Source organism: Streptomyces sp. NPDC050448 (genome assembly GCF_040655295.1).
Lineage (GTDB): Bacteria > Actinomycetota > Actinomycetes > Streptomycetales > Streptomycetaceae > Streptomyces.
Genome location: NZ_JBFAJR010000019.1, coordinates 125,908 through 139,933 on the forward strand (window position 1 = coordinate 125,908; position 14,026 = coordinate 139,933).

Consider the following 14,026-nt stretch of genomic DNA (forward strand, 5'->3'; position numbering starts at 1 on the left):
GACGATCGAGGTGCGCGGCACGTTCCCTCCGCGACACGCACCCGGACCGGCGCGGGGCGGGCCCCCGGATCCGCCGGTCAGGTCGCGGGCAGCAGCTCGCGGGTGGGCCCGTACGCGGTGAGGCGGCCGTCGTGGAGCAGGTGGACGGTGTCCGTGTGGGCGGCGACCAGGTGGAGTTCGTGGGAGACGAGCACGATCGTCATCCGCTGCTCCGCGTTCAGGCGGGTCAGGAGGTCCATCACGGACGTCGCGGTATCGGGGTCGAGCGCCGAGGTGATCTCGTCGCACAGCAGGACGTCGGGCCCGGTGGCCAGGGCGCGGGCGATGGACACGCGCTGGCGCTGGCCACCGGAGAGTTGCGCCGGGTAGCGGTCCCGGAAGTCGGCCGGGAGACCCACTCGTTCGAGGAGTTCCGTGGTCCGGGCGGCCCGGCCGGCTGCGGTGAGGCCGGTGTGCAGGCGCAGCGGGCGGTCGAGTTGGTCGCGGACGGTGCGTGAGGGGTTCAGCGCGTCGAGGGGGTTCTGGGTGACGAGTTGGATGCGGCGCTGATGGGTGCGGGGCCGCTTGCCGGCTACCGGGGCGAGCTCCTCGCCGTCGAGGGTGAGGGTGGCGGAGTCGGCCCGGTGCAGTCCGGCCAGGACCCGCAGCAGGGTGGTCTTGCCGGAACCCGAGGGGCCCACGATCGCGGTGCGGCCGGCGGGCGCCGCGGTGAAGTCGACTCCGGCCAGGGCCTGCTGGACCCGGCCGCGGTCGCGGAAGGCGACGTCGACGGCGCGTGCGGCGATTCCCTCGGCGGGCGCCGCGGCCTCCTGCCGGGCCGAGCCCGGTGCGCTGCCCGCGTCGCCGGGCGTGTGCGGGCGGGGCACCGTCGGTGCGCTGAGCCGGACCGTGTGGTCGGCGCAGGCGGCGACGAGCTCCGGATCGTGGCAGGCCATCACGATGGCCAGGTGGTGGCGTGCTGCGAGGTGGCGCAGCAGGCCGGCCATCTCGTCGCGCAGCGCCGCGTCGAGACCGGCGGTGGGCTCGTCCAGCAGGAGGAGTTCCGGGGCGCGGGCCAGCGCGCGGGCGAGGGCGACGCGGCGCTGCTGTCCGCCGGACAGGGCGGTGGGGCGCCGGTCGGCCAGGCCGTCGTCGACGGGAAGGCGGACTTCGCGGAGCAGTTCCGAGACGGCCTGCCGGTCGAGGCGGCCGGGGGCCGTCTCGGCCACGAGGTCGCGCACCTTCATCCGGGGATTGAGGGCGGATCCCGGGTCCTGGCCGACGTACGCGAGGCGGGTGCGGCGCAGCCGGCGCAGTTCCTCGGCGGCCAGGGCCGTCGGGTCGTGCCCGAGGACGGTGAGCGTGCCCGCGGTGACGGACGCGCCGTCGGGGAGGTGTCCGGTCAGGGCCCGCAGCAGGGTGGTCTTGCCGGAACCCGACGCCCCGGTCAGGGCGGTGATCCGGCCCGCGGCGACCGTCAGGGTGGCGGGCCGCAGCAGGACCGGACCGCCGGGGATGCGGATTTCGAGCCCGGTGGCGGCGGCCGCCGGCTGCGGGCGGGTGCCGGTGTCGCCGGCGGTCTCGGCAGCGGCGGACGGCCGGGCGGGGGTGTTCACGAGGTGGTGACCGCCTTGCTTGCGGAGCGGGGCGCGAGGGAGGCACAGGCCAGGTTGACGCTGATCGCGAGCGCGGCGATGGCCAGGCTCGGGGCGATGACGGCCCAGGGATTGAGCAGGATGCCCGGGGCGTTCTCCCGGATCATCAACGCCCAGTCCGCGGCCGGGGGCTGGGGGCCGATCTGGAGGAACGCGGCCATGGAGATGACGTAGACGGCTTCCACGAACCGCAGGCCGAACAGGGCGGCGACGGTGGAGCGCAGGTTGGGCAGGATTTCGCGCAGTGCGATGTAGCGCAGGCTCTCCCCGCGGGCGAGGGCCGCTTCCACGTACCCGGCACCGGCCAGCGGAGCGGTGGCCGCGGCGACGATGCGGACCGCGTAGGGGGTGCCCAGCACGATGGCGGCGCCGATGACGGCCCATCGCCCGCCGCCGGGCCAGGCAAGGGCGACGAGCATGATGCCCAGGACCGGCGGAATCAGGATCGCGATGTCCGCGGTACGTTCCACGGCGCGGCCGAGGACGGGGTGCAGGACGGCGAAGCAGCCGACGACCACGCCGGCCAGGGTCACCAGTACGCAGACGAAGGCGGCACTGCCGATCAGTACCGTGCCGCCGTGCAGGAGGCGGGACAGCACATCGCGTCCGAGCTGGTCGCCGCCGAGCGGGGCGCCGTCGCCGGCGGTGGCGTACGGGGCGTGCACCGGGGCGTCGAGGGGGTGCGCGGCGAGCAGGGGCCCGGCCACCGCAAGGGCGATCGGCACCAGGGCGGGGGCGAGGGCCGGCCAGAGGCGGCGGGTCCTGGCCTTGGCGGGGGTTCCCGCGAGGGTGCCGGCGGTCATGGGCGGTCTCCCAGGGTGCGGGCGCGTATGAGGTCGGCGGCGAGCAGGACGAGGCTGATGGCGGCGCCGGCGCAGACGACGACGCCTGCGATGAGCGGGGTGTCGCGGGCGGCGACGGCGGCGGCCAGGACGCTGCCGATCCCGGGGTAGTTGAAGAGGGTCTCCACGACCACGGCCCCGCCGAGGAGCATGCCGGTGGAGGTGGCGATGCCAGTGGCGATCGCGGGTACGGCACCGGGCAGGGCGTGGCGCAGGACGACCCGGTGGACGGGGAGGCCGTCGAGACGGGCGGCCTCCACGTGCGGGGTGCGGGCCTGATCGGCCAGGGATCCCCGCACGATACGGGTGTTCCAGCCGGTCTGCGGGATCACCAGCGCCAGCACCGGCGTGATCAGCATCGTCCAGTCGGCGGGCGAGCCGTCCGCGCCGGTCAGGGTGACGGCCGGCAGCCAGCCTGTCCACAGCGACAGCACCAGGAGCAGCCCGACCGCGACGACGAACTCGGGGACGGCGAACGCCGCCGTGGAGATGTGGCCGATCATCCGGTCGGCCAGGCCGCCGGGGCGGGAGGCGGCCCAGCAGCCGAGGCCGAGGGAGGCGACCACGGTGAGGGCGAACGCGGTCGCGCCCAGAACGAGGGTGTTGGGGAAGGGATCGGAGAGCAGGTCGGTGACCTTCTGCCCGCGGGCCGAAGTGCCGAGATCACCGGTGGGGAGCGCCGTCATCCAGTCCCGGAAGCGCTCCCACACGGGCTGGTCCAGACCCAGCATGTGGCGCCGCGCCTCGACGTCGGCCGCGCTGTCCCCGCGTTCGGAGCTCGCGCTCGCCGCGTCCCCCGGCAGCAGTTCCACGGCCGCGAAGACCAGACCCAGCAGGACGGCCAGCATCAGGACGCGGCGCGCGAGGGCGCCGAGGACGCGCGCCGCCGCGGCGGCCAGGCCACGGCGCGACGGCGTGGTCGCCCCCGCACCTGCGGGGACGGCCACCACGCTTTCGTTCCGGCGGCTCAACCCAGCCACACGTTCTCGAGCTGGACCCGGCCGTAGCCGGCGAGCTTGGGCAGGTTCTTCACCTTCGCGGCCGCCAGGTCGATGCCGTCGGCCATGCCCCACAGCAGGTAGCCGGACTTGTCGAACTCGATCTGCTGCAGCTCCTTCAGCGCCGCGGCGCGCTGCTGCTCGTCCGCCGTGCCGATGACCTTGCGGTACGAGGCGTCGAAGTCCGCGTCCGCCCAGCCCGCCTCGTTCTGCCCGGCTTCGCTGACCATCGTCTTGGAGGCGAAGAACACCACCGAGTCGTTGGTGCCCCAGTAGGTGGTGTAGAAGGCACCGGCCTTCCAGGTCTTGTCCCAGAACGCGCCCGACTCCTGCTTGACGACGTTGATCCTGATCCCGGCCTCGCGGGCCTGGTTCGCGAACAGGGTGGCGGATTCGGCCAGGCCCGCGATGTCCTCGGTGGTCACGAGGTCGTAGGTCTTGCCTAGGTCGAAGTTCGCCTCGGCCAGCAGCTTCTTGGCCTTCTCCAGGTCCCGCTTGCGCTGCGGGATGTCCTTGGCGAGGTGGGGGTCACCGGTGCCCATGATGTCGTTGGCGACCGTTCCGTAGCCGGAGAGGACCTGCTTGACCATGGCGCCGCGGTCGACGACCAGGCGCATGGCCTCACGGACGCGCGGGTCGGCGAAGGGGCTGCCGCTCGCGGTGCGCATCACGATCGGCATCGCCGTGTCGTCGGGGCGGCGCAGGATCTGGATGTCCTTGCGGGTCTCCGCGGTACGGGCGGCGACCGCGCCGGCGTTGGAGGCGACGTCGATCTGGCCGGCCAGCAGGGCGTTGGCCATGGCCTGGGGGGTCTCGAACATGGTCACCTCGACGGCGTCGAGGTGGACCGTGCCGCCGTACCACTTGTCGTTCTTGACCAGGCGGGCGTTGCCGCCCCGGTACCAGTCGAGCGTGAACGGGCCGGTGCCCGGGGCCTTCTCCAGGTCCTTGTCGGCGGTGTCCTTCTTCAGGACGAACGTCGTCAGGCGGGTGAGCAGCGGGAGTTCGGCGTTGGCGTAGTCGGACACCAGGACCACCGTGTCGGCGCCCTCGGCCGTGATGCTCTCGGCCTTGATGCCGGGCAGGCGGGCGGCGCCGGAGGGCGTGCCCCGCAGCCGGCGCAGCGACCACACGACGTCCTCGGCCGTGACCGGGCTCCCGTCATGGAAGGCCGCGCCCTTGGCGATCTTGAACTTCCAGGTCTTCAGGTCCTCCGAGTGCTCCCAGGAGGCCGCGAGACGCGGGACGGTGTTCGGCTTGGCGCCGGGCACGGTGAGGGTGTCGTAGACGAGGGCGAGCACGAGGTAGTCGCTCTCGTTGCTCTGGGTGCCGTGCGGGTCCCGCGTGACGGCCCCGGCCCGGCCGAGGGCGCCGACGCGGAGCGTGCCGCCCTGCTTCGGCTTGCCGTCGGCGGCGGCAGCGGGTTGGGACGAGGTGTCGGAGTCGCCTCCCGAGCAAGCCGCCAGCACGGCGGCCGCGCCCATCGCCCCGCCGGCCCACAGCACTTGACGCCTGTTGAAGTTCACGTACGTCCTCGATCCGCATTCAGAACAACTGGGGGGGAGGTGCTTAGGTTTGCCTACCCTAATATCAAGCATTCCCGCAAGCCGTGCGATGCGGATGAAACGCATGTCCGAATACCACTCGGCATTCTTGATCGATTCCAACTGCCCCACATCGGGCGCGACTTGAAAGCTGACCAGCCGGCCGGCCCTCTCGACCCCGTGACCGGATAGTAAGGTTTGGCTTACCTAACTTTCCTGCTAGCGTTCGAGTCGTTCGCCGGTGGATGCAGCTCGACGCCGCCCTCAGGGCGCGACCGCTCAGCCCTGCCCGTCACGTTCCCGCGGCCCTCCGCCGCGCCTGACGAACCGGAACACCCGGCCGATTCCCCCTGCCCCCCACGGAAACGGAACTCCTTGCCATGAGCACGGCAGCCGCCCCCGTACGCCAGCTCGACGCCCGGACTGCGGGCGAACTGCGCCAGGCCGCGCAGAAGATCCTCGACCAGTTCGGTACGTCCGCCACCTCACCGGAACTCCTGGAACGGGTCGCCCACACCGCCGCGCAGCTCAGCGACACCCTCAAGCACCACTGCCGTCCCGTCGACACCGCCGACGGCCTGTTCGTGCTGCGCGCTCTGCCCGTCGACGACGAGGGCATCGGCCCCACCCCGTCCGGCTGGGGCAACGCCGGAGACAGCGGCGCCGTGTACGACATCGCCCTCCTGCTCCTGGCCACCGTGATGGGCAATCCCATCGCCTGGGAGGGCCAGCAGGACGGCCGCTTCGTGCACAACATCGTCCCCTCCCCCGGCCACGAGACGGAGCAGACCGGCGCCTCCAGCACCGTGCTGCTCAGCCCCCACACCGAGGACGCCTTCCACCCCGGCCGCGCCCACCTGCTGATGCTCGGCTGCATGCGCAACCACGACGACATCGCCACCACCGCCGCGAGCATCCGCAAGACCCGGCTGGCCGACGCCGACGTCGACGTGCTCACGCAGCCCGTCCTGCCGATCCTGCCCGACGACGCGTACGCCGAGGCCCAGGGCTTCACCGAGGAGGCCGCTCCGCCGGTCCCCGCCCTGTACGCCGCCGAGGACGGCATGACCCTGCGCTTCGACCCGGCCTACACCCCGCTGGACGGTGCCGGCCCCGGCTACCGCGCCGCGTACGGGCGCCTGTCCGACGAGCTCGCCCGCGTCTCGGTCGCGGTCTCCCTGAGCCCCGGCGAAGTCCTGGTCGTCGACAACGACCTCGTCGTCCACGGGCGTGTCCCCTTCCGGGCCCGCTACGACGGCACCGACCGGTGGCTCAAGCGCGCCTCCGTCCGCGTCCCCGGGCGCCGTACACGCCCCCCGGCCGAAGCCGGGGAGCACGGCTACGGCCAGGCCGCCCTCGAAGCACACGTGAGCTGAACCCCCGCCACCCGCACTGGAGGAGCACCCTCATGACCGACACCCACGCCGCCGCCGTCGGCACCCGCCTGCGGATCCTCTCCACCTCCGACCTCGCCGGGATCGACATATCCCTGGCCGACGTGGTGGACACGGTGGCAGGCGCCTACCGCACGCTCCACGCCGGCCAGTCCGACAACCCCCGGAAACTGACCGTCAAACCGCAGGACGGACACTCGGTCTCCTACGCCATGCTCGGCCGCGACGGCACCCGCAACGTCGTCGCCATCAAGACCTCGTACAAACACGGCCTCGACAAGGGCCGCGAGGAGCAGCACTACTACACCGCGCTGACGCTGTACGACGACGTCACCGGACTGCCGGTCGCGATGATGGACTGCTCCCGCATCGGCTCCCTGCGCACTCCTGCCGTCTCCGCCCTGCTGGCCCGGGAATGCGCGGCGCCGGGCGCCCGCAGCGCCCTGGTCATCGGCACCGGGACCCAGGGCCGCCTCGCCCTGCCGTTCCTGCTCACCACGCTCCCCGGGCTCGACCGCCTGATGCTCTTCGGCACCCGCTCCGAGGGCATCGCGGCCGTCCGAGAACAGCTGTGCACCCACTTCCCCGACCGGGACGTGGAGATCGTGACCGACCTGCGGGCCGCCGCCGGGGACGCGGACGTCATCGTCGCCACCGCCGGCGCCCACACCCCCGCGGCCGTCGAGGCCGGCTGGCTGAAGCCCGGCGCGCTGTCCATCCTGGTCGGGCACGGCCTCGCCCCGTCCACCCTGCACCGCGCCGACCGGGTCATCGCCACGAGCGAGGCGCAGATGAACGTCACCGGCACCGACATGGCCGACGCGGACGGGAAACTGCCCGCCGTCGACGCCGAGTTCCCGCCCGTGCTCGCCGGGATCACCGCCGGGCGCCGCCGGGCGGAGGAACGAATCTTCGCCTACAACAGCGGCCTCGTCGTCACCGACATCGCCCTCGGTCACCGCTTCGCGCAGCTCGCCCTCGCCCGGAACCTGGGCACCGAGGTGCCGCTGTGGCAGTGACCACCACCGGCTGGCCCACCCTGCCGGTCCTGCCCGACCCCGCGACCGACGCGGTGCTGACGAGTGGTCTGCTGCCGGAGCTGGCCCACGCGTTCGGCGGCCCGTTCCACTTCCTGCTCCCCGATGCCTTCGACGCGGGCCTGCGCGCCATGCAGGACGCCCTCGAGGCGGCCGGAGTGGACGGGTTCGTCTACTTCGCGAAGAAGGCGAACAAGGCCGCCGTCTTCGTCGAGCGGGCCGCCGCGGGCGGCGCCGGAGTGGACGTCGCCTCCGCCGCCGAGCTGCGCGAGGCGCTCGGCCACGGGGTGCGCGGCGAGCACCTCGTCCTCACCGGACCGGCGAAGGCTCCGGCCCTGCTGCACCTGGCCGCGCAGCACGGCGCGCTCGTCGCGGTGGACTCCCTCGACGAGCTCGACACCCTGGTCGCCGCGGCCCTCACCGGCCGCGTCCGGCCCGCCCGGATCCTGTTGCGCTGCCTGCCTCAGGCGCAGCCGAACAGCCGGTTCGGTCTCTCCGGGAGCGAACTGGCCACCGCCCTGGAGCGCTGTGTCCAGGCCGGGGACGCGGTGCGGATGGAGGGTTTCAGCTTCCACCTGTCCGGTTACGCGATCCAGCCCCGTGCCGATCTGACCGCCGACCTGGTGGACCTGTGCCTCAAGGCCCGCGTCCTGGGCCTGGAGGCCGGCCGCATCAGCATCGGCGGCGGTCTGCCGATCAGTTACACCGATGCCGAGAGCTGGCACACCTTCCTCGCCGAGCAGAACCGCGGCCACTACCACGCGGGGAAGGCGTTCCACACGGGCGACTTCTACCCCTACCACTCCCCCGTCTCCGGCGCCGACGCCCTGGCCGCCCTGCTGGCCGGCCGGCCCGGGGGCCGCGACCAGACGGTGGCCGCGATCCTCAAGGACGCCGGCGTCCAGCTGCTCATGGAACCGGGACGGGCACTCCTGCACCAGGCGGGGGCAACGGTCTTCCGGATCCAGGGCGTCAAGGAACGGGACGGGTACGGCCTGCTGACCGTGGACGGGACCAGCCTGAGCCTGTCCGAGCAGTGGTTCAACAGCGAGTACCTGCCCGACCCGGTCCTCCTTCCCCAGGACCCGATCGAGGGCCCCCTCGAGGACCCGGCCCGGGCCCCGGGCGGCCGGCTCGCGGGCCCGTTCCCGGCGAGCGTCGGAGCGGCCACCTGCCTGGAGTCCGACATGCTCACCTGGCGGAAGATCGCCTTCCGGCAGCGGCCCCGCACCGGTGACCTCCTCGTCTACCCCAACACGGCCGGCTACCAGATGGACTCCAACGAGTCCCCCTTCCACGACCTGGCCATCCCGCCCAAAGTAGTCATCGACCGCACCGAAGGCGGCCGGCCCCGCTGGCGCCTGGACCGCCACTTCACCTGAGCACGCCCGCCTGCGCGCCTGCGCGCCTGCGCGCCATGTCCTCTTCCCCCACTCCCTTCCTGGAGTTGACGATGCCCGGAGCCCTTCAGCGGCCCGCCGTGGTCTCCCGCGTGTCCGACCTCATCGGCTGCACCCCCCTGCTGGAACTGGCCGCCACCGAGACCGGCAGCCGCCTCCTGCTCAAGCTGGAGATGTTCAATCCCACCGGCACCGCCAAGATCCGCATGGCACGGCAGATGGTCACGGCCGCCGAGGAGAGCGGTGAACTGCGCCCCGGGGGCCGGATCATCGAGTCCACCTCCGGCAACACGGGCCTGGGCCTCGCCGTCATCGCCGCCGAACGCGGCTACACCTTCACCGCCGTCGTCGACAACCACGCCTGCGCCGACAAACTGCGCGGCATGAAGGCGCTGGGCACCGAGCTCGTGTACGTCGTCGACGACGGCGCCGAAGAACTGGCCACCGCGGCCCGCGAGGAACTCGCCGAGGCCATGGCCCGCGGCCGGGACAACACCGTCTTCACCGAGCAGCACAACAACCCCGCCAACGGCGCCGGCTACTTCCCCGTCGCCCACGAGCTCGTCGAAGCCCTCGACGGGAACATCGACGTCCTCATCGCCGCCGTAGGCACCGGCGGCGCCCTGTTCGGCACCGCCCGCGAGCTGGGCAGGCTCATCGCCGGGTTCAGCGTCGTCGGTGTCGAGCCCAAGGGCTCCATCGCCTTCGGCGGCCCCGCCCACGACTACCACCAGTCCGGCACCGGCACCCCCGAGGGCGCCGAGCTCGGCGCCCTGGTCGACTTCGGCCTGCTCGACGAAGGCGTCAAGGTCGGGGACATCGAGGCCTTCGCCACCTGCCGCGCGGTGGCCCGTACCGGCCTGCTCATCGGAGGATCCGCCGGCGGCGTCGTGTACGAAGCACTGACCCGCCTCGGATCGCTCCCGCCGGGGAGCACTGTCGTCGCCCTCGTCAACGACGGAGGCGAGAAGTACACGGACACCGTCTACAACGACGAATGGATGAGCGAACGCAGCTTGCTCAGCCCCGACACCGAGCGGGAAGTCGACGAACTCCTCACCAAACTCCGCAGGAGCCGATGACCCCATGCCGAACACCCTCCTCCGCGACAGCCGCGCCCTCGCCACCCTGGCCGTCCCCCTCGTCCTGACCCAGCTCGCCCAAGTGGCGCTCACCACCACCGACACGGTGATGATGGGCCTGCTGGGCACCACCGAGCTCGCCGCCGGCGGCCTGGCCATCGTCATCTTCAACCAGCTGCGCACCATGGGCGTCGGCCTGGTCACCTCGGTGGGCAACCAGATCGCCGCCGCGGCCGCCCGCGCCGAGCAGCAGACCGGCAGGGACGAGGAGACGGACCAGGCCGACGGCGGCACGGCCGGCGCCGGAGAAGGGTCCCCGGCCCACGAGGAGGTCCGGGCGATCGTGCGGGCGAGCCTGGCCGTGGCCACGCTCGCCGGCGTCGTCGGCGCCGTCCTCATGGTCCTCATAGGCCAGGCCCTGTCCTGGCTCGGCCAGGACGCGGCCGTCGTCGGCCTCGCCCGGACCATGCTGTACGCCCTCGCGCCCGGACTGCTGCCCTGTCTGTGGTTCCAGGCGGTCCGCCAGTTCACCGTGGGCATGCGCCGCCCGCAGGCCCTGCTGCAGATCACGATCGCCTCGATCGCCGTCAACGCGGGCCTGAACTGGATCCTCATCCACGGCACCTGGGGCCTGCCCCGCCTCGGCCTGAGCGGCGTCGGCATCGCCACCTCGGCCGTCCACCTGCTGTCCTTCCTCGCCCTCTGCCTCTCGGCGAGGAGGGACGGCGAACTGGCGCCCCTGCTCTCCCCGAACATCGCCAAGGCCGACCCGCGGGTGGTCAAGCGCCTGGCCGGTCTCGGCGTACCGATCGCGGCGACCTACGGCTCCGAAGCCGGGTTCTTCTCCCTCGCCGCGCTGATGGCCGGCTCCTTCGGGCCCGACGCGCTCGCCGCGCACACCGCGGTCAACCAGCTCGTCTACATCGTCTTCCAGGTCGCCGTCGGCCTCTCCCACGCCGCGTCCATCAACGTCAGCCGCGAGCTCGCCCTCGGCAACCACGACGACGCCCGCCGCATCAAGAACACCGCCCTCGCCTGCGCCGCGGCCGTCATGGCCGTGGTCGGCATCCTCTACGTCACGGTCCCCGAGCTGGTCCTGGCCCCCTTCCTGGACTCCGGCACGGGCACGGGCACGGGCACCGACACCGGCACCGGCACCGGCACCGGCCAGGCGCTCACCATCGCCTCCCACCTGCTGATCGTCACCGCGTTCCTGCAGTTCTTCGACTGCGCCCAGAACATCGGCGTCGGACTGCTGCGCGGCCTCGACGACACCAGGAGCGGCTTCCGCATCACGCTGATCGGCTACTGGGCCGTCGGCCTGCCCGCCTCGTGGCTGCTCGCGTACGCACTCGGCCTCGACACCCTCGGCATCTGGCTCGGCCTCCTCATCGGACTCGCGACCACCGCCGTGCTGCTCCTGCGCCGCTACACCCGCTCCCTCGGCGAGCGGGAAGCCGCAGCAGCCCTCCCGGCGACGCTCTGACACCGGGACACCGGTACCCGGCCCGGGACGCATGCGGGCTCGGAGCGGTCCTGAGGGGCTCACCGAGCAGCGGGCGCCGATCCGATGGTGACCACGCGCGCCCAGGCGGGCGGCGAGTCCGGCACGTGATCGGGATCGTCCTCGTCCCACGACCGCTGTCGAGGGAACAGGCCGACCACCGTCCGGCACTGCGGTCGCGTGCTCGGCCAGGGGGTCTGCCCGTCGGTCAGGACCACGATGACGTCCGGCCGGGTCCCCGCTCGGAGCGCCTTCGCGAAGCCCGTGCGCAGATCCGTACCCCCACCCCCCACCAGCAAAATCCCCTCGGCACGGCACAGCGGGTGCGCGATACGGGCCGCCGCGTCGCACGCCACCACGGTGACCAGGTCCCGACGGCCGCCCACGGCACGGGTGATCGCGGCGACCTCCAGCAGCGCGCTGCCCAGTTCGGTGTCACTGACCGACGCGGAGGTGTCGATGACCACGCAGACCCGGGGCGGCCTGCGCCGCAGGCTCGGCAGAACGGCGCCCGGCACCCCGGCCGAGCGCCGTGACGGGCGGCCGTACGAGTAGTCTTCGCCCGCACCGGAGCCGGACGTCGCCGAACGGACCGCCGCTCCCAGCAACTCCCGCCACGGCTGCGGCGGGTGGAACGCCTCCTCCGCCCACCGCTTCCACCCCTTCGAGGCACTCCCCGGACGGCCTGTGATGCCCTGCGCCACCCGGAACCGCACCGCGTCCCGTTCCTGCTCGCTGAGTCCGTTCGCGCCGTCCTCCCCGAGGTCCCACTCCCGTTCCAGCCCGTCGGCGCCGCTGCCGCAGTCCAGCCAGGCCATGTGCCGGGTATGCGGCCCGAGCGTGAACCGGCGCAGGTAGTCCTCCATGAGCTGCCCCTCGGGCAGCCCCACGGACGCCGGATCGACCGCGCCTTCGGGCCGGACCAGCCCGTCCCCGAACACGTCGTCGTTGATTTCGAAGTCCGCCGCGATGTTCATCCGCAGCCGTTCCCCCGGGCCGTGGAGTCCGCGCTCCCGCGCGACCCGGTCGCCGCGCCCGTGGTGGTCGCGCAGCAGGTGCGACACCTCGTGCACCCATACCCCGGCCAGTTCCTCCACCGTCGTCCGGTCCACGAAGGACGGCGAGACGTAGCACCGCCAGTGCCGGTCGACGGCCATCGTCGGGACTCGCCGCGACTCCACGGTGTGCAGGGCGAACAGCGCCGTCGCCAAGTAGGGCCGGACCCGTGCGGCGTGCAGTCGGGCGGCGAAGAGTTTGTCGAGGTCCAGTGCCCCCGATGTCTCGTCCCCGGTCATCGTCGGCCCTTCGTGGCGGCCGCGGCCCGGGCGGCCGCGTGGTCCGCTCTCCGGGAGAGGGACACCGCTCCGGCGAGTTGCTCGATCGAGGCCGGAACGTCCCATTCTTCGCGGCGCAGCGAGGCGAGCGTGGACGCCGGGACGACCACCAGGTCCGGGGCCCCCGTCTCCAGCGCCCGGACCAGAAGCGCCCATGCCGCGTCCCAACGGGTCTTCTCCGGGCGCTTGCGGACCGCCTCCACCACACCGTCGAGCACGGCTTGGCGCAGATCGCCCCGCTCGGGCAGGACCGCGCCCGCCGGATCGGCGAGGAGCAGCTCGGGGTCCGGAAGGTCCATCCGGTCCAGGCTCGCCAGCAGCTCCAGCCCGGGACCGTCCCCCACCGTGCCCCTGACCAGCAGGGAGAGTACGTCCCGGGAGGAGCCGGCCGCGGTCGCGAAGGCGATCAGGCACAGGGTCATCTCCCAGCTTCGCGGTGACGGCCAGGGGCCGCCCCGGCGGGTTTCGCCGCTGGGCAGCCGGTGTACGAACCCGGGGCGGGCGGTGAGGAGCCCGCACACCGCGCGGCGGGCGAAGTCCACGGCCTGCGGCAGCATCGAAGGGTCTAGCCGCGGCAGTGTGGCCTGGGGCCACGTCCCGCCGAGGCCGCGTACCACGACGTCGTGGTCGTGGGTCCACTGGAGATGGACGAACCGGTTGGCCAGAGGCGGGCTCAGCTCCCAGCCGTCGGCCGCCGAGGACCGCGGATTGGCGGCGGCCACGATCCGGACCCCGGGCGGCAGTCGGAGGGCGCCGATCCGCCGCTCGAGTACGAGGCGGAGCAGGGCGGCTTGTACGGCCGGCGGCGCGGTGGACAGCTCGTCCAGGAACAGCAGCCCCCGGCCCGCTCGTACGAGGCGCACGGCCCAGTCCGGCGGGGCCATCGGAACACCCTGTTCCGCGGGGTCGTCGCCGATGACGGGCAGGCCCGAGAAGTCGGACGGCTCGTGCACGCTGGCGATCACGGTGGTCAGCGGCAGGTCCAGGGACGCCGCGAGCTGTGTCAGCGCCGCGGTCTTGCCGATGCCCGGTTCGCCCCACAGCAGTACGGGCAGGTCGGCGGCGACGGCCAGGGTCAGGGCCTCCAGTTGGGTGTCGGGGCGCGGTTCGGTGGTCGCGTCACGCAGCAGGGCCAGCAGCGCGCCGGCGATGTCGAGCTCACCGGCGTGGGACGGTTCGGCAAGGTCGGCAGGTTCGGCAGGGGTGTCGGTCACGGTGAACGGGGCGTGTGCGGGCATGTTTGATCACCTGTCGGTT

Annotated in this window: 11 protein-coding genes; 5 read left to right on the top strand and 6 right to left on the bottom strand. The window is 72.9% G+C overall.

The window, feature by feature from the left end:
- Positions 1–77: 77 nt before the first annotated feature.
- The 4 genes from AB0I68_RS22760 to AB0I68_RS22775 form a co-directional block, all read right to left on the bottom strand.
- Positions 78–1,595 carry an ATP-binding cassette domain-containing protein gene (locus AB0I68_RS22760; protein WP_363179173.1) on the bottom strand — a complete coding sequence of 506 codons (1,518 nt, stop codon included), beginning with the start codon at positions 1,593–1,595 and terminating at the stop codon, positions 78–80.
- Positions 1,592–2,437, bottom strand: a complete 846-nt coding sequence (locus AB0I68_RS22765) for an ABC transporter permease subunit (RefSeq protein ID WP_363179174.1) — start codon at positions 2,435–2,437, stop codon at positions 1,592–1,594. The genes AB0I68_RS22760 and AB0I68_RS22765 overlap by 4 nt, the downstream gene beginning before the upstream one ends.
- On the bottom strand, positions 2,434–3,324 hold the full coding sequence (locus AB0I68_RS22770; RefSeq protein ID WP_363179204.1) for an ABC transporter permease: 891 nt from the start codon (positions 3,322–3,324) through the stop codon (positions 2,434–2,436). The genes AB0I68_RS22765 and AB0I68_RS22770 overlap by 4 nt, the downstream gene beginning before the upstream one ends.
- Positions 3,325–3,443: 119 nt before the next feature.
- Entirely contained in the window at positions 3,444–5,000 is a 1,557-nt protein-coding gene (locus tag AB0I68_RS22775; RefSeq protein ID WP_363179175.1) for an ABC transporter substrate-binding protein, read from the bottom strand.
- Between the two features lie 398 nt (positions 5,001–5,398).
- Here AB0I68_RS22775 and AB0I68_RS22780 point away from each other — a divergent pair, with 398 nt between their 5' ends.
- The 5 genes from AB0I68_RS22780 to AB0I68_RS22800 all read left to right on the top strand — a co-directional run bounded on the left by AB0I68_RS22780 (position 5,399) and on the right by AB0I68_RS22800 (position 11,417).
- Entirely contained in the window at positions 5,399–6,394 is a 996-nt protein-coding gene (locus AB0I68_RS22780) for a TauD/TfdA family dioxygenase (protein ID WP_363179176.1), read from the top strand.
- A 32-nt stretch (positions 6,395–6,426) separates the two neighbouring features.
- Entirely contained in the window at positions 6,427–7,431 is a 1,005-nt protein-coding gene (locus AB0I68_RS22785) for an ornithine cyclodeaminase family protein (RefSeq protein ID WP_363179177.1), read from the top strand.
- Positions 7,422–8,831 (top strand): alanine racemase, encoded by a 1,410-nt coding sequence (locus tag AB0I68_RS22790; protein WP_363179178.1) that lies wholly within the window; start codon positions 7,422–7,424, stop codon positions 8,829–8,831. The genes AB0I68_RS22785 and AB0I68_RS22790 overlap by 10 nt, the downstream gene beginning before the upstream one ends.
- Before the next feature lie 71 nt (positions 8,832–8,902).
- On the top strand, positions 8,903–9,931 hold the full coding sequence (locus AB0I68_RS22795) for a cysteine synthase family protein (protein ID WP_363179179.1): 1,029 nt from the start codon (positions 8,903–8,905) through the stop codon (positions 9,929–9,931).
- A 4-nt stretch (positions 9,932–9,935) separates the two neighbouring features.
- Positions 9,936–11,417, top strand: coding sequence for an MATE family efflux transporter (locus AB0I68_RS22800; protein ID WP_363179180.1), 1,482 nt, complete (start codon positions 9,936–9,938; stop codon positions 11,415–11,417).
- 59 nt (positions 11,418–11,476) lie between these two features.
- On the opposite strand, the gene AB0I68_RS22805 is transcribed toward AB0I68_RS22800, so the two are convergent.
- Both AB0I68_RS22805 and AB0I68_RS22810 read right to left on the bottom strand, forming a co-directional pair.
- On the bottom strand, positions 11,477–12,730 hold the full coding sequence (locus tag AB0I68_RS22805) for a VWA-like domain-containing protein (RefSeq protein WP_363179181.1): 1,254 nt from the start codon (positions 12,728–12,730) through the stop codon (positions 11,477–11,479).
- Positions 12,727–14,007, bottom strand: a complete 1,281-nt coding sequence (locus AB0I68_RS22810; RefSeq protein ID WP_363179182.1) for a MoxR family ATPase — start codon at positions 14,005–14,007, stop codon at positions 12,727–12,729. The genes AB0I68_RS22805 and AB0I68_RS22810 overlap by 4 nt, the downstream gene beginning before the upstream one ends.
- Between the last annotated feature and the right edge of the window lie 19 nt (positions 14,008–14,026).